General features: G+C 35.7%; 14 protein-coding genes. All 14 read right to left on the bottom strand.

Features of this window, described 5'->3' with window-relative positions:
- Window positions 1–365 precede the first annotated feature (365 nt).
- Window positions 366–1,502 carry a hypothetical protein gene (locus BUA88_RS04615; protein ID WP_072913350.1) on the bottom strand — a complete coding sequence of 379 codons (1,137 nt, stop codon included), beginning with the start codon at window positions 1,500–1,502 and terminating at the stop codon, window positions 366–368.
- A gap of 229 nt (window positions 1,503–1,731) precedes the next feature.
- On the bottom strand, window positions 1,732–2,841 hold the full coding sequence (locus BUA88_RS04610) for an AAA family ATPase (RefSeq protein WP_072913348.1): 1,110 nt from the start codon (window positions 2,839–2,841) through the stop codon (window positions 1,732–1,734).
- Window positions 2,842–2,956: 115 nt separating this feature from the next.
- Entirely contained in the window at window positions 2,957–3,292 is a 336-nt protein-coding gene (locus BUA88_RS04605; protein ID WP_072913346.1) for a helix-turn-helix transcriptional regulator, read from the bottom strand.
- Between the two features lie 60 nt (window positions 3,293–3,352).
- Window positions 3,353–5,185 (bottom strand): hypothetical protein, encoded by a 1,833-nt coding sequence (locus BUA88_RS04600; protein ID WP_072913343.1) that lies wholly within the window; start codon window positions 5,183–5,185, stop codon window positions 3,353–3,355.
- Window positions 5,186–5,292: 107 nt separating this feature from the next.
- Window positions 5,293–5,709, bottom strand: coding sequence for a putative toxin-antitoxin system toxin component, PIN family (locus BUA88_RS04595; RefSeq protein ID WP_072913341.1), 417 nt, complete (start codon window positions 5,707–5,709; stop codon window positions 5,293–5,295).
- Entirely contained in the window at window positions 5,706–5,993 is a 288-nt protein-coding gene (locus tag BUA88_RS04590) for a type II toxin-antitoxin system RelB/DinJ family antitoxin (RefSeq protein ID WP_072913339.1), read from the bottom strand. The genes BUA88_RS04595 and BUA88_RS04590 overlap by 4 nt, the downstream gene beginning before the upstream one ends.
- 67 nt (window positions 5,994–6,060) lie before the next feature.
- Window positions 6,061–6,417, bottom strand: a complete 357-nt coding sequence (locus tag BUA88_RS04585) for a hypothetical protein (RefSeq protein ID WP_072913337.1) — start codon at window positions 6,415–6,417, stop codon at window positions 6,061–6,063.
- Between the two features lie 143 nt (window positions 6,418–6,560).
- Entirely contained in the window at window positions 6,561–7,646 is a 1,086-nt protein-coding gene (locus tag BUA88_RS04580) for a helix-turn-helix domain-containing protein (protein WP_072913335.1), read from the bottom strand.
- Window positions 7,647–7,718: 72 nt separating this feature from the next.
- On the bottom strand, window positions 7,719–9,743 hold the full coding sequence (locus tag BUA88_RS04575) for an HAD family hydrolase (protein ID WP_072913333.1): 2,025 nt from the start codon (window positions 9,741–9,743) through the stop codon (window positions 7,719–7,721).
- Window positions 9,740–10,744 (bottom strand): Stealth CR1 domain-containing protein, encoded by a 1,005-nt coding sequence (locus BUA88_RS04570; RefSeq protein WP_072913331.1) that lies wholly within the window; start codon window positions 10,742–10,744, stop codon window positions 9,740–9,742. Before BUA88_RS04570 ends, BUA88_RS04575 begins: the two co-directional genes overlap by 4 nt.
- 17 nt (window positions 10,745–10,761) lie before the next feature.
- On the bottom strand, window positions 10,762–11,955 hold the full coding sequence (locus BUA88_RS04565; RefSeq protein ID WP_072913329.1) for a glycosyltransferase family 2 protein: 1,194 nt from the start codon (window positions 11,953–11,955) through the stop codon (window positions 10,762–10,764).
- A gap of 42 nt (window positions 11,956–11,997) precedes the next feature.
- Window positions 11,998–13,236 carry a glycosyltransferase family 4 protein gene (locus tag BUA88_RS04560; protein WP_072913326.1) on the bottom strand — a complete coding sequence of 413 codons (1,239 nt, stop codon included), beginning with the start codon at window positions 13,234–13,236 and terminating at the stop codon, window positions 11,998–12,000.
- A gap of 10 nt (window positions 13,237–13,246) precedes the next feature.
- A complete protein-coding gene (locus BUA88_RS04555) occupies window positions 13,247–14,158 on the bottom strand; it encodes a class I SAM-dependent methyltransferase (protein WP_072913324.1) in 912 nt (303 codons plus the stop codon).
- Window positions 14,159–14,169: 11 nt separating this feature from the next.
- Entirely contained in the window at window positions 14,170–15,459 is a 1,290-nt protein-coding gene (locus tag BUA88_RS04550) for a glycosyltransferase family 2 protein (protein WP_072913322.1), read from the bottom strand.
- Window positions 15,460–15,490 lie beyond the last annotated feature (31 nt).

The raw sequence follows: 15,490 nt of genomic DNA, 5'->3' as shown, positions 1-15,490 counted from the left end.
TTGAGTCATTTTATTTTAGCACTCAATTGTGAACTTTCTATCGAATTAATGTGTTGAGATTAGGTGTGGAATTTGGCGAAGACATTTGAAAGCAGCGTGTTTAGGCAAAAATTGAGCTGCCCTCCGGCCTCGGTATTCGAAGTCGAAAAGCAGCTCCTAAACAAAAACTGTGATATTCATTTATATGGTCCTTTCTGCCGAATCATCCTTCAAAGTTACTTTCCCTTCACATCATCCGATAAGACCTTTGCCAAACCTGATAACGGAGAATTGGTCCGCTTGCTTTGTTGGATAATTCATTTTTGTTTTGTTACTTATATTATCGGATGATGAATTGGAAAGTTTATATATAACGCTAATATTTTTTAATCATCGCTAGGTGGGCCTGGTTCTGAATAGTCTTCTGGTGGTGGAGGCTCTTCATCCAGGCTTGATTGTTCCCCCTCAGCGGGCGATTCTGGCACTGTATTTTCTTGTGTTTCTGAGGTTGATTCTTGCTGTTTATTCTCGGTAGTTTTGTTTGTTTCTTGAGTTGTTTCTGTAGCAGACTCTGGTTCTGAGCCGGTATCAGGTTCTGGTTCTGAGTCAGGCTCTGGTTCTCCTATTTCTTCTACCGGTACTGTCTCGAGAATCTCATTGTATATTTCTATCTCTGGCGTTTCGAGTTCCTCTGGGATTACTGGCTCCATGTCCCATGTCAGTGTTACACGTGGTCCTACATAGATATCTTGCCAACGCCCCATTGGATTACAGTAGCCCACAAGACCAAAGGAATACTGATCAATCTCTGCCATCTCAACTTCTATTTTTACTGTTCCATCTTCGATTAATGGTCGTTCATGGCCTTCGTTGTCTACAACAGCCATATACATTTGGCAAGCTTCATCATCCCAAATGTAAGGACTGCCCACCATCTCGATTTCACCTAGATTGGTAATCTGTGCCGTAACTGTAACCTTTACAGGCACTTCACTTTGGTTTAATACTTCAAATCTGTCGCTGTAGCGGGAAAAATCGTAATCTCTGTCATGATTTCTGAATAAGATTGTGGCGCCACTATCTACACGACCACCACCGTATGCTGCTGCATCTGTTAGATATATGAGCTGCTCCGGATCAATAAGGAAATCTAATGGAGATTCACCATCCTCTGGAAGCGATGGGAATATAACTGAGACTACCGGCTCTTTGTACTCTGGAGTTTCTGGAGTCTCTGGTGTCTCTGAAGCCTGTTGGTTTTCTGGGGCCTGTGTAGTTTCTGTTGTTGCTGGGTTTTGCTCTGCAGGAGTTGGCTGCTCCTCAGTTACCGGAGTTGTTTCTAGAATTGTATTTAGAATTGGAGTTGTTTCTGTTGTTTCTGCAGCTTCAGTTTCCTGCTTATCTTCTGCTGGTACTTCCTCAACTACTTCTTCTGGCTCACTTGCGAGCACATTAACTGGAGCTGCCAAAATAGCAACCATCACCAATACCTCTATACCCTTAATAAATCGATATTTCTTCATAGCAATGCCTCGCAGATTATAAAACTACATACTAATCTGTTATAAGCATTATACTCCCTATGTGTTAAAAAACTTTGATGTGTAATATATATCGGATGATGGAGGTATTTTTGTTATTTGAAATCAGTTTTTCACTGTTTTAGTGAATTTAGGGTCTGTTTTAATAAAAAAATCACTGTTTTTCAGAAATATAGTGATTTTTATCATTAGATTTCCTACGGTAATCTACTTACACAGCATAATATAATTGATTATTTGTCACTCGTGTAATGACTATTTTCTGAAGTCCTCTTTCAATAAGTGCATTTTTCTTCTTTGCATCTTCTTCATCATCATATGTATCATAACCGAGACTAACATTCTTAGCCTCTAGAACCATTGTCCCCGACGCATAATCCATTGTAATATCCGTTGGACAAAATGATACTTCGCCAGCATATTCCCCATTCTTTTCCTTTAAATGAAATGTCACTTCCTCATTACTAAATGAATTCATATAGAAACATCTATTTATCAGCATACTACCGTCCATAAAATATGCCTGTAAACTATACTTTTCCTTTTCTATATTTAGAATATTTAAATCTTTTATCGCTTCTGAAAAAGGAAGACCTTGATTTATTTCAAAAGCAATGGCTCGTAAGCAATCATAATTCAACGCAACTCTATTTGAAAATTTAATCACATTATTAATTTCTTTTTCATATTCAGGGCGAAGCTTATCTTCCAAATAAATTCTGATATCTTTTGCTGTTGGATAATCAAATCTAAAGTGATAATGAAATCTACCTGGCCTGTTTACCAAGAAATCGTTCAATCCTCTCAGCTCATTACAAGTAACTACAAACAATTTCTTTCCTTGTGAAACACCATCAAACAATGACAGCATACTAGATTGCGGATTAGGTCCATCGTGATTCTTTGAAGAAAATGTTTTGTCGAATTCATCAAATAGAATCATGACTTCTTGATCAATACTATCGACAAAGGAGCCTATCCCTTCAATGTACTTATCCACAATCACCACTGGTATCCCTGTTTCAACTGCTCGATTTCCAATCATTCTTGCAAATAATGATTTTCCTATTCCCTTATCTCCACTCAAGATAATTCCCAAATTTCGATTAAACTCCTTATAAGATTTGATTACTTTTTCAACTTTTGAAACATGAACTCCATAAATCTTAGATTCTGTCATTTTAAATTCATAATATTTTTCCAAATAGAATCCTTCCGTCTTATTAAATCTAACCACATAATAATCAGCCGGAAGTTTCTCATATGTCTTTAAATCATCTGGAAATATATCAAATTTTGAACCTGTACTTATTACTTTCATTATGTCTCTCCTTTGTTCGTGTTTATAAACTTTTATTAATAATCCTATTTATCGAATTTTATTTGTAAAATTTATCACCTAGTGTTCTATTATTAGTGCTAGGTGAAATCATTTCTTATTTAAGCAAAAACTTCGCATATGACAATAGATGTTTCTTGCTTTCCTTGTCAGCGGCACGGAATATATCTATAACCTCAGCTTCATCACTAGATAAGTAATATCTATATTTGCCCTCTTCTTTTTCTAGTGAATCTAATTCAAAAAGCTCTTCTGCTGAAATATTTAAAACTCTACAGATTACGGGAATTTTATCTGCCCCTGGATTAAACCTCTTGTGTTTCCAGTCACTAATAGTGCTTTCAGATATCCCCGTTAGTTTAGAAAACTCCTTTTGAGACATTCCCTTAGCCTGCAATAATTCAAATATCTTTTCATAAACTTGTTTTTGCATATAGGATTCCTTTTCTATATCTTAGTAATCCTTATTATATCGTAAAAGTATCCTTTATTACTATGCAATCTGTAAGTTTTTATTTAACTGGTACCAATTATTGGAACATCCTAAAGCATGCCAAAGCTTTCCATCACCATTAAGCAAAATGTTATTATCATCAATAATTGTTTTGCCAAACAAAAGACTGAAGGACTCTATAAGTATTATAAATTCCTGTGCATTACTTTCTTTGAACTTTCTCGTGAAGACATCTCCTTCCGGAAATTCGCCATTCCAAGCTTTTACATACTTGCTATACATATCAACAACATCTATTTTCTCAACTGAATCTACACTAGAAAAATATGTACTAATCAGCTGCGCCTGAACCCCATTATGACTCGTCCAATCATAAAATTCTCGACTAATTCCTATTGATCCTCTATAAGGAATAAATTGCAAAGGTCTATGTAACAAATCCTCATATTTCTTCAAATACTTTTCTAAAACAAAAAAGTCTTCTCTTGTCACCCACATACAAATCTGATCATCACGACTAATTCTTGTAACTTTTGCGTGAAAAAGACCTCTCCCCTCTTCTATCATAAATTCCACAGCATCATAAAATATCGCTAACGCATCAGATATATCCTTTGCGGAAAGGTACATTTTTATTAACGCCAAATCACTAACATTTCTTTTCTCATCGGTTCTTTGAACATCAAATCGTCCCCAATAAACGTCGTGCAAACTTATATTGCAGCTTTTTATTGTCTCCAAAGCGTCCGCCTTTTCTTTTAATTCGCATAAAACTTTATTAACGCCTTCGATTATTTCTTCATCTTGCCCCAATTTTTGAAAATAATCATAAACACCTGAGAAGTGTGTGTCACGTCCAAGCGCTTTGTATGCTTCCTTTAATATATTATTTATAGCCTCATATTTTGGACATACTTCTACGTTTATATCAAGATTTCTTAACCCAACAAATGAAGATGGCACCTGCCCATTATCCTCATACAACGTAGCATATTCAGCAATTTCTTTTTCCTTTGCAATACGCTTTCTTTCAGCCTCAAGCATCTTCTCTTCTGCTACCCATGCTCTCATCCTTGCAATATGAGCTTTTGTCTCATCATCTAAAGCAATATCATAATCAGGAGATGCACTTCCATTCTCGTCACTTAACACTAAAATAGTTTGAAAATATTTCTTCATACTCTCCGTCACTGCATATGTTCTATACCATCCCATATCCATCTCTGCCTCAACACCTATATTAATCCCCTCATTTACACAATAATCAGCTATAGGCTTCACATTTCTTACATGTTTGCTACTAATGTATTTTAAATAAAATTGACATTCCACTTCTGCTGGTAAAAAAGATGTAGTCAATATTCCACCTGATAATTCATAATGATCAATATCTAAAAAATCATCATAGAAATCGTAAACATCTTCTAAAAAATCATACTTTGCAGCATATAACAATGGCTTAGATATTTCATCGATAAAAATCATAGCACGTTTATCACGTTGTTGAAGCCTTCCTCTATAATAATTGACAATAAATTGCAAGCTTTCTCTCAACTCTTCTTCATTGCATTCTCCAGTGATTATTTTAAGTGCATGCTCTATCGTTTGATAATAAACTGTCGGTTTGTCAAAGCATTTGAATACATCTAAGTATACTTTTGACATCTTCTTTTTTATGTACAATACAAACTTTTCATAATTATTTATTCTACAATCTGAGAAATCCATGTAAATCACCGGATGCCCATTATCTGAATAATATCCTCTTGCCTCATTTAGCCATGTAGTTTTTCCAGATTTTCTCGGTCCACATAAGTTAACACACTGACAATACAAAGACTGCAGATAGTCTTTATCAAATATATGATTCATTTTCCCTAATCCCTTTAACTATATTTCGAATTCATTTTTCTATATCCGCTTTATCGGATTTGGTGTTATAAAAAATTACACCTTCTTTTAGGTGTACTCTTATACGTTTACGAATTATTAATTATCAATTCCAAAAATTCTCTTGGTGTCAAAACATATTCTTTTTCTGGAAAATGCTTTGTATTTCCTGTAACTAATTTAGCATCATATTTCTCCTTGGCGCTCATTGTGACTTCGTAGAAAACTACATCCTTAAAATCTGGGAAGTATTCATTAACCGTTTTCCTTGTAGATTCGATTCCCAACTCTGTTATCCTCCCAACAAGAATATCTACTTCCTCGTCTGGTATTTTAAATTTGGGTCGAGTTAAAACATCTTTATACTCTTCAATTATTTCACTATTGTATATTGGAACTATCATCCCTCTATATACAAATTCTAGGATAATTCCAGGCACTGATTGAGCTTTTAACAAAGCAGAAACGATAACATTAGTATCTAAAACAACATAGTACTTAATCATTTATTGCGACGTACCTCCTGTATCTCAGCATTTATCTCTTCTAAAGACATTTCTGATAGCCCGTTTTCAGCAGATCGTCTACTTATTTCTCGCATTGTGCGTATAGCCTGATTATCTTCAATCTCTGTAACATTCATACTAAATGGAATGCCGTTTTCCGAAATAAGACGAGATAAACACATTCTTAGATATGCCTGTAGATTTATCCCAAGCTTGTCGCAAATTTTAATTGCTTCTAACTTTTCCATATCATCGGCACGAAATTGAATTAATGTACTTGCCATATTAAATCTCCTTTCTCCTTTTGTACATACAGTATATCATCATATGTATATATCTGCAATCATATGATTACAGTTCATTAAAGCACTTAGCCCCAAAATCCTCAAACTTCACCCAGTAATTATCCAAGTGATTATTTCCATTATTCTTTTTGATATATAAATCAAAATCCATTTTGTCCATCCCCAATGCCTTGAGATGTTCTCTGTAAAACATGCAACCCTCGCGCATAGTTCTGCGCTGAAAAAACTGATTGAAGCTACCATAGGATACACCCAGCTTGGCTAATTCCCATGGATATAGCTTTCCTTTACTCATATCTTCAGCCTTTACAAGCTCACGATTCTTTATTTCAAAATCCATCAGTGGTGTATCTATGTAATAAAGAATCCCCTTTAGATTATTTATTAATCTAACTTCTGCCATAACTGCTGCATCCTCCTTTCGTATTCTTCAGCAAATGGTGTGTGCAAAATTTTTAGGTAATGAATTTCCTCCACTCCCTCATAAATTACCTTTAGATGATACTTTTTATTTAACTCAAGTAAGAAATCAAAAGGATCCTCTCCTTATGGCGAAACATATACATTGTTCATTGCTTCCTCGAAGCTCTTATAATTGTCCCTGTAATAGTCATGCTCAAACAAGCCCATACCATTATCAAACACTAGTGGAATCGAGTATTCACCTTTGTTTGAATTAAAGAATAAACCGAAGTTTCTTGTATGCCTGTCCACATTTCCAACCAGGCAATCTATCACTGCCAAATCTATCATGTATTTCTCTGCCTGCGCACAGGAAATACCGCCAATTCGTGCCAACTGATTAGCACACCATTCTAGTTTTTCCAGACTACCCATTCTTATAAAGGCATCATCTTTAGTAGAAAGATGCTCTGTTGATATCAATGATTCAAATGACAAAAATGTGTACCCATCAATCTCAAAATTCTTTGAATATACACCTTCCCACTTTCTATTTCCGAAAGCAAATTTACACTGATGTTGTTTAACACATGGAATTCCCAACTGCTCTGCCAAATCTGACGCTATTATCTCCACTGCCCAATCCTGCATTTCCACTCCTGAAATCACTGCCTGAGATTTTATAAATAACCTTCTATCAGAAGACATAGCTTTCATCTGGAAGCCGTCAGTATCTGTTCTGGTGAGAATAAGGTCTTTCTTTTGAAATTCGAAAACTGGGATTTCTCCTTGGAAATCTTCGGGCAAATCCAGCACTTCATCTACCTGAAAACCTTTCCCATCATCTGTAACCAGATATGTTCCAGGTTCATCAACACCGTGTTCTTTTAAGTATTTTTCTTCCAATAAGCTAATGAAATTTTGCCATGTTGGATGGACATTAAATCCAAATGGAAGCCTTGATATTTCTACTGCATAATTTGCAAGAACTATACCTCTCCTCTTGAAATCAACCTCCATAGAGGATACACATTCTCCATCCTCAATCCAGTCAATTTTCACTGGCTTATTGGATTTATCCTGCAATCTCTTATGAAGCGCCTGACGAGTAACACCATACTCCTTAGCAATGGCACTAAGACTTTCGCCACCATTGTATCGCTCTTCTATTTCATTTATCTGCTCTTCGCTTATTAATGGCTTTCGCCCTGCATTTCTCTCATTAGACATAAAGATAGCCTCCATAATTTGATTATGGAGGCCGGAAAACCATTTGTCAACTTATTAATTAATTTACATATTCTACAACACATCCACCATATTCGTCATTCTTCCAAAAAATGGATCCTCCACTACAAGCTCCTTGAATTTGCTATCTGTTATTTCAAGCTTTCCAACCAATGACAACAACGCCTCGTCTAGCTGCTTATTACTCACGCGCTGCTCCTCTGGCACAATGCTTAGATAATCTTCTACGTACTCCAGGATTCCTTCCTGCATCAGCTCCACGCATGACAAATTAGCTGAGCTTCTTGTCTCAGCCGCATATACAGGATTTCCATTCTCATCAAACTCATCAACTGATGGCATTGGTGATGTAAGAATTGTCTCCAAAATATAGTAATTGTCAAAGATTACACTCTTATCTCTTTCAGCTTCCGTATAAAATGATTCTATTTCCAAGCCCTTGTTGTCCATAAATTCCGGTTCAAGCTGTAGAAAATACAATCCGTATAATTCCTGTGAAATAATCTTTTTCAAAAACAGCTGAGTGGTTCCCTTGGCAACAAAATCAAAGACTGCCGTTCTTCCATTTGACAATCCAAGTCCAACTAAATATCTCTTATAATTCTCCTTTTGGATTTTAGACTTCTCTAAAATAGCCTGTGCTCTATCTTCCTCAGGCCTAATACTAATCCCAAAGCGGGTCTTCAGATTCTCATCATCGGTTCCAAAGAATTTCATGCTATCCACATAGTCCAAATCTTCCTGACTATCTATACCAGCTCTAATAGCTGCTGTTCTGGATGTAAGAAAATATGCAACCCTCCCCTGCACATCAAGCGAAAGCCTCTCAAAAATCTTCTCCATCAGATAGCCATCTCTTGCACATAGCAATACATTGACCATTTCGTTTTTCTGAACCTTTTCTCTGAACCAAAAAGCGAAATCTAAAATCATAGGTCCACAGATAAAATACCCAATATTCTTAGCATCTTCTATTTTGATTCTTTTATCTTCTTCCTCAAATAAAAATGGATTATTAAATAATTTCGAGAGCAACAAGCCAATTTTCACTTTATCAGCAAAACTGTCTCCACAGCCATCCAGTCCTAAACAACCTACTGCGTCATACAAATCCTTTGCACCGTATATACGATAATCGTCCACTCCTGCTTCTGCAGCTTTCTCCACATCCACATATTCATCATCACCGATATGGAGAATTCTTTTGCCTGTAAATTGGTCTTTTACAACGCCAAACAGACCATCTGCCTTTGATTTTCCATATTCTGAAGATACAAAGATTTCATCAAAGACATCCAAGTCAAATCTTCTAAGCATCTCCACAAGCTGTGACTTGGCGTAATAGCAGTCTGTTGTGACTACTACCTTTTTCCCACTATCCTTGGCGTACTTAATTACTTCTAACATGCCGTCTCTAGGAATAAATAATGATGAATCTATTTCCCATTCCAATTCTGCCAATTCACCATCCGTTATTTCTTTGACAGACTCCTCAGCCAACAACCTTTCATAAATATCTGAAAGCTTTGGCGCAGCTCCCACAGAAAGCTCTTTTTCAGCAGCAATTCGTTTTGACGCAAAATCATCTATGACTATACCGTTAGCTTTCAATCTGGATTCCACCAGTTGAAAAACATCAGTGTAATACAACACTTTTCTCACAATAAGTGTGTCAAACAAATCAAAACTTACTACATCCACATCATCAATAGCAGCTAGCAGACTCTGCTTCGTATATACGTTAATCCCACTAAAATCAAATTTAGCTTCTTTCTCTTCTAATAAATCATTGCCACGGACATCATAAACAGAAATCCCGTTTTCACGACAGACTTCTCCTATCCTCTTGGCAATAACTTTACAAGACCCTGGCCTAGCCACAACAAGTATCTGCTGCACTCCTGCATCCACCGCCTGCTGCAGTGAAATAATTGGATAGCCATAAAGCTCCCCTTCTTCTCTAAACCCATCTAACAATCCAATAATTTTAGGCCCACCTCCCCACTGGGAAATGAGCCTTTCAGTTTCTGTGCCTAGACCATATAATGCAATTTTATCTGAAGTAATCCATTCCATCATCGTTCAAACCTGCACTTATTTGGATATCTTCTTTCCAGCGCTCCATTGATTGCAGCCTTCATTCTCTCAAACTCCTCTGGTGTACAATTTTCGTTAAAACTTATCATAGTATATAGATGATTATCTATCGCCTCGACAACCTCATGATATGTATCAATCGTAGGAAAAAACACCTTTCCTTGTGTACGTCTTGGAACAAACTCTCCTGAACAGATTTGCCAGTAACGAATTAGATACTGTGTCACATCTGCATGTCCCCTGAATCTATCACGTGAACCTGCATCCAATGCTTCTGGTTCTAGCTCCCATAATTTAGACAGTGTAGATTTCTTCATTGCATTTGCCATATGAGGATCATAAAAACCTGGGAAATCGTACCAATAAGCACAGGCCTTTGTTCGCTCTAGCCTATCACCGTAATCCTCACAATACCATTTATCCCTGTTCTTTTCCTGCACCTCTCGTTTCTTGAAATATTTATTTATGATAAACATGTTGTTTACCTGCGCATAGCGTGTATTTCTAGAAACTGCTCCAAATGAAGATGTGGTGATTATATTTTCTACAGCCTCATCGCATACCATGTTATTTTTAAAATAATACTCTTCCTCGATTTTCTTCAAAGGAAAAACATCATCACTGAATAAAATAAAGTTCTCTGATAGTGACGGTATTCGATGAATGTTCATCTCTATAGTGTTGGAATTAAATGTTGGAAGGTATTCTTTTGGAATGAAATCAGTATGAAATACTATTTTTAATTTTGGATTATTCTCATCTAAAAATTCAGGAATCTGACCGCAGGTAATCAAATAGATATCATTAATCCAAGGCATACACTCCTCGATAGCCCTGAACCATAACTGTAAATTATCCCAGCTTTGAAAACGCATATTTGAAGCCTCAAAATCCTTAGGGCTCTCATACTTCTGCTTTTCATGCTGCCATTTTATATCCTTTTCATCTACCCAGGGAATAACAATATCTATTGGTTGATTCATCTAATTTCCCCCAATTTTTACAACTTGCATTTATCTATAGGAGTCATCATTACACTGTTTATTATCTCATCATATGTAGACACATTCCTATATCCTTTTTGAATAAATTCATCAACTATTTCATCTGGTCTATCCTTCGTAATTATTACTTTAGAATCATAGGGAATATCTTCTGGTCTAATTACAGTAGCACCATACGTATTTGTGTAATCCAGCTGCGAAGACTTATCAGAAATATAATCCACCTTAATACCTCGTAAATATAATCCCTTTAGAAGAGCACGCCCCCTCTTACCGATACAATACAAAGTAATTGTCTCTCTTTGTGGTTTTATTACTTCTTGTAGCTTCTTACGCTGCTCTTGTCCATCTGATACCTCCACATTAAGCAATCTTGTTTCAGCAATTTTTGCAGCTCCATATCGTCCAAGACTTTCAAATCGAAGCACTGCTAGTCCCAAGAATGTATATAAATCCATTCCTGATGCCGCTAAATCTTCATCTCTGAACTCCCCCATCACCCTGCTATAAAGCTTATCTGATTCTTTCTCCCAAACAGTAGAAATACGCCTGCCTTGTTGCTCCTCATGAACACGATTTTTCGCAAGATGCTCATCTAAATAAATCATCCTCTTACCATGAAACATCTCAAACCACTTCATGTAATCCTGTGTTGTTCGCAACGATTCGTCAAAGAGTCCATTTTCATCAAAATAACTTTTATGAAAGGTTAGTGACAAACCATCTATCAATCCTAGCACTACTGCGGTTAGTCCTGACTGGTATAATTTAATATCATAATTGTAACTTTGATTTGGCGCATACAATTCCTTACTATCAATCCATCTCACGTATTTACTGTATACAGGAGCTAATTTATCTCCAGATTCCAAAATAGCATCCATATGCCTTTTTATTCTTTCTGGTAAATAGACGTCATCGTGCGAAAGCCAGGCAAAGTACTCCCCTGTCATTCTTTGAATTCCATAATTTAATGCTGATGATGTACCGCCATTTTCTTTTTCAAAATACCTAATTCTATCACCATACCTCAATGCCACTTCTCTGGTAGCCTTATTATCATCAGAGCCATCATTTACTACAACGATTTCTATGTTTTCGTATGTTTGAGCCAGGGCACTGTCAATTGCCTGCTGCAAATAATTGGAGCCATTATATACGGGTATGATAATTGATACTTTAGGTTTCATTTATCTTTTCCTTATCCAAATGCTTCTACCACTATGGAAGCACTACACATAAACCAAATTCTTGTATATTTCCAATAATCCTTCCGTTACCGTTTTCCTATCATGCCTTCTCAATGCTGTTTGTACTCCATTTTTTGATAACGTCATCACTAATTCCTGGTCTTCAAATAATTCCCTTATGTAATACGCGCCCATATACCCCGCATTACCCTGATACAAAAGACCTGTTACACCATGGTCAACCATACTTGGAGTACCGCCTGTATAAGTAGCCACAATAGGAACGCCAAGCATCATAGCTTCACATAAAGAATTACAAGAATTTTCTACAAGAGAAGGCACCACAAAAACATTTGCCATAAGCATATGGTTTATCATTTCCTCTTCAGTAAGCATTCCTGTAAACTGTAAACTATCAGCTATTCCTTTTTCATCAATAAGATGACTAATATACTTTCCGTAGCCACTTATCTCCCCTTCGCTATTTGCTTCTATAGGGTTTCTTCCAGCTATTGTAACTTTTATATCTGGATACTTTTTTCTCACTATCTCTATTACTTCTACGAATGAGTGAAATCCTTTTATAGAATATGCAGCACTACTTATAAAAATAGAATGTTTTTGACATTCACTATAATTCCATCTCCCTGCATTTTCGTAGAATGCATCTCTTAATATTTCAGGACAGTACAAATAATTAACCGAATCATTGAATAATTTCGTAGTACCTCTATCCCACTCAGTTCTTCCAAGCACATTCTGAACAAGCTTCAAAGTCTGCTCTTCTAAAGAACCTTGTTCTATAAATCTTTCGTAGTGTTCCATTATTTGTTTTCTCCACTCATAATGTACACCATCAAAAAAATGACTCGAATAACATGTCACTATACCTTGGATATGAACCACAACTTTACTTAATAATCCAATCTTATTTGCTGCCATAGTAGCGTAAAAGGCGTGTTTATACTCTGTCCCCCAAATTTGTATTATGTCTGGTCTAAACTTTTCATAAATATCAATAAATTGGTTTATATATTTATCATTCCTATCAAGATGATTCATGTTTCCATCAATAGAAAATATTTGCACATCATCACTCTGTGTGTCTTTTCTTCGTTCAACATCATAAATTGGAAACACAAGGCCAATCTCAACCCTTAAATCACTATCCAATAATGCCTTTAACTGTCCAGAAATCCAACCTGCTACATTATTTTTTTTGATGTTAAACACATGTGAATATTCCGGTACAACAATATTACAAATCCAAAGAACCCGCATAGATATTCTCCTAATCCTTTTTTACGGCACTGACCCACAAAATACACGGACAATCTTTATTGGCTTTTTCGAGCAAATTTTTGTCTATTAAATTTTTGTATGTCTCTTTTTCATCTCTTTCAGCAATTCTATATGTTTCTATTTCAAAATTTTTTAATAATACCTCATTTATAATTTCTTCTGTCAAAGTCTGTGGTTCGCATTCTGTCACTGGTTCAAATAAATTAAAACTAGCCAGTAGTCGTCCACCCTTTTTGAGTATTCGATTTAACTCCGAAGATATTATTTCCAGATTTCTCACATGGTCCAATGAATTTATAGTTAATAAACAATCTACAAATTCATCTGGCAAAGGAATATATTTTTCTGTAGACGTAACATAAATCATCTCATGATTTATCATTGTCTCACCAAAATGCTCAAAATACTTTGGCACCAGCACATCCACTCCAATTTTCACAGCTGGACTTTTCATCCAAGTTAAGCTTCCCCTAGGCCCACAACCAAAATCGCATACGACTTTTTCAGACAGAAATCTATCGTTCTTCTCTTCTGCTATACCTAACATTAGTCTCTTGTAAAACTCGTTTTTGAAACTGTGGTTTTCTCTATTGTATACATCTTCCCAATAGCCTAATTCCCCTGCATACTTCACTTCGTCAAGCTCATCAAGTTCTCTATAGCCAATCTTATTGTTAGCTAATAATTCCTTTATCTCCTGTCGTACTTTTCTGTTCCTAACGGCTATAATAACCTCATAATTGAAATGAATCTTCTTGAGTTGCTCAAACGAAATAACTTCTACTCCATCAATAACTTCGCCACTTTTCTTATTGTCACAGAAATATGCTACAGGACTAATAGTTCCATTTCTTAGTAGCTCTCTTCCAACCTCACCTGCTCCAAATAATATCTTCTCCATATCGACTCCCCTTAGCCAATCCAACCTTTAATCAATATCTTTTTTGTGTTGTCCTTAAGTATTTCACTCAAATATTCATATATTTCTTTATTTGTAGCTATTAATGCGGCATCCATTTCCAGTGCACTTTTTGTTTCAATAATTGTCGATTCATACTGTGTCTTTCTTCCGAGCATAATATCTTTTTTATCAGTCACATATATTTTTTTTGAGCATTCCATTTCATGTATTTTTCTATCTAGAATTACTCCGTTATGGCCATACCCCCAAATTATTATCGCATTCTGGTCTATCAACTGCTTAAGAACACTATGAATATCTATCTCATCATTATTATTTTTTTCAAACCATCCACTCTCAAATTTCTCATCTCTAAATGATATGCAGATTTCTTTCGTTTTTTCACTCTTAATACCTTCAACTCTAACTTGATTTCTAATAAAATCACTGACAAATCCGTATAATTTTTTCTTTTCTTGTATATCTTTGCTCGCCATTAATTCAGCAATCGATAAATAAATTAGAGCTGTTACTAATTGGTTCTTTTCCTCATTTGATACATCTTTCAAATCCTGAAACAACTTGTCAAACGCTAAAAATAGATCAGATATTTTCTTGTTTCTGGATATCTGATTGCTTCTACCTTTCCGATACTCAACTAATGGATTTCCATTTTCGCAATACATAATACGAGTGGCTTTCATAGCGCACATTATTGTAAAATAGACATCATTACATGATGCTATCTCTTGAAAGTGGCATGATATTTCTTTCACAAAATCTAATCTGAAGAGCTTATTCCAAGGTGCTGTGTTCCAATGCAGCAAAGCATCTTCGCTCAAATTTTTTACAGAAAAATAACCGTCAGTAGTTCCCCTTTCTTCTTTATGAATGATTGATGTAATATAACCTTTAGATTCAACATCACACACAACAGCACTACAAATACACAAATCCAATTCATTTTTCTCACACTGATTAATCAGCTTTTCTAGCATAGATGGAAATGCGTAATCATCTGAATCAAAAAATAAAATATATTTTCCTTCTGCAGCTTCTAACCCTATATTTCTAGCTCCACCAGCGCCTATATTTTTCTCAAGCACAATTAGCTTTACCCTTGCGTCTGCATTTAAATATTCTGCAAGAATTTCTTTTGTCAACGTATCATTCGATGCATCATCAACACATAACAACTCTATATTTGTATAGGTTTGATTTAATAAACTTCCTATACTCTCCTTCAATAATACCCCTGTATTATAAACAGGCATTACAACACTTACTAAAGAGTTATTCATATATAATCCCCAATGTAATAAAAGCGCCTCC

It is taken from the genome of Pseudobutyrivibrio xylanivorans DSM 14809 (assembly GCF_900141825.1).
GTDB lineage: Bacteria > Bacillota > Clostridia > Lachnospirales > Lachnospiraceae > Pseudobutyrivibrio > Pseudobutyrivibrio xylanivorans.
This window is presented reverse-complemented; position numbering and strand designations above follow the sequence as displayed.

Excerpts from the sequence above, each read along its gene's own strand:
- BUA88_RS04615 (WP_072913350.1), bottom strand. The coding sequence starts at position 1,502 with ATGAAGAAATATCGATTTATTAAGGGTATAGAGGTATTGGTGATGGTT.
- BUA88_RS04610 (WP_072913348.1), bottom strand. The coding sequence starts at position 2,841 with ATGAAAGTAATAAGTACAGGTTCAAAATTTGATATATTTCCAGATGAT.
- BUA88_RS04605 (WP_072913346.1), bottom strand. The coding sequence starts at position 3,292 with ATGCAAAAACAAGTTTATGAAAAGATATTTGAATTATTGCAGGCTAAG.
- BUA88_RS04600 (WP_072913343.1), bottom strand. The coding sequence starts at position 5,185 with ATGAATCATATATTTGATAAAGACTATCTGCAGTCTTTGTATTGTCAG.
- BUA88_RS04595 (WP_072913341.1), bottom strand. The coding sequence starts at position 5,709 with ATGATTAAGTACTATGTTGTTTTAGATACTAATGTTATCGTTTCTGCT.
- BUA88_RS04590 (WP_072913339.1), bottom strand. The coding sequence starts at position 5,993 with ATGGCAAGTACATTAATTCAATTTCGTGCCGATGATATGGAAAAGTTA.
- BUA88_RS04585 (WP_072913337.1), bottom strand. The coding sequence starts at position 6,417 with ATGGCAGAAGTTAGATTAATAAATAATCTAAAGGGGATTCTTTATTAC.
- BUA88_RS04580 (WP_072913335.1), bottom strand. The coding sequence starts at position 7,646 with ATGTCTAATGAGAGAAATGCAGGGCGAAAGCCATTAATAAGCGAAGAG.
- BUA88_RS04575 (WP_072913333.1), bottom strand. The coding sequence starts at position 9,743 with ATGATGGAATGGATTACTTCAGATAAAATTGCATTATATGGTCTAGGC.
- BUA88_RS04570 (WP_072913331.1), bottom strand. The coding sequence starts at position 10,744 with ATGAATCAACCAATAGATATTGTTATTCCCTGGGTAGATGAAAAGGAT.
- BUA88_RS04565 (WP_072913329.1), bottom strand. The coding sequence starts at position 11,955 with ATGAAACCTAAAGTATCAATTATCATACCCGTATATAATGGCTCCAAT.
- BUA88_RS04560 (WP_072913326.1), bottom strand. The coding sequence starts at position 13,236 with ATGCGGGTTCTTTGGATTTGTAATATTGTTGTACCGGAATATTCACAT.
- BUA88_RS04555 (WP_072913324.1), bottom strand. The coding sequence starts at position 14,158 with ATGGAGAAGATATTATTTGGAGCAGGTGAGGTTGGAAGAGAGCTACTA.
- BUA88_RS04550 (WP_072913322.1), bottom strand. The coding sequence starts at position 15,459 with ATGAATAACTCTTTAGTAAGTGTTGTAATGCCTGTTTATAATACAGGG.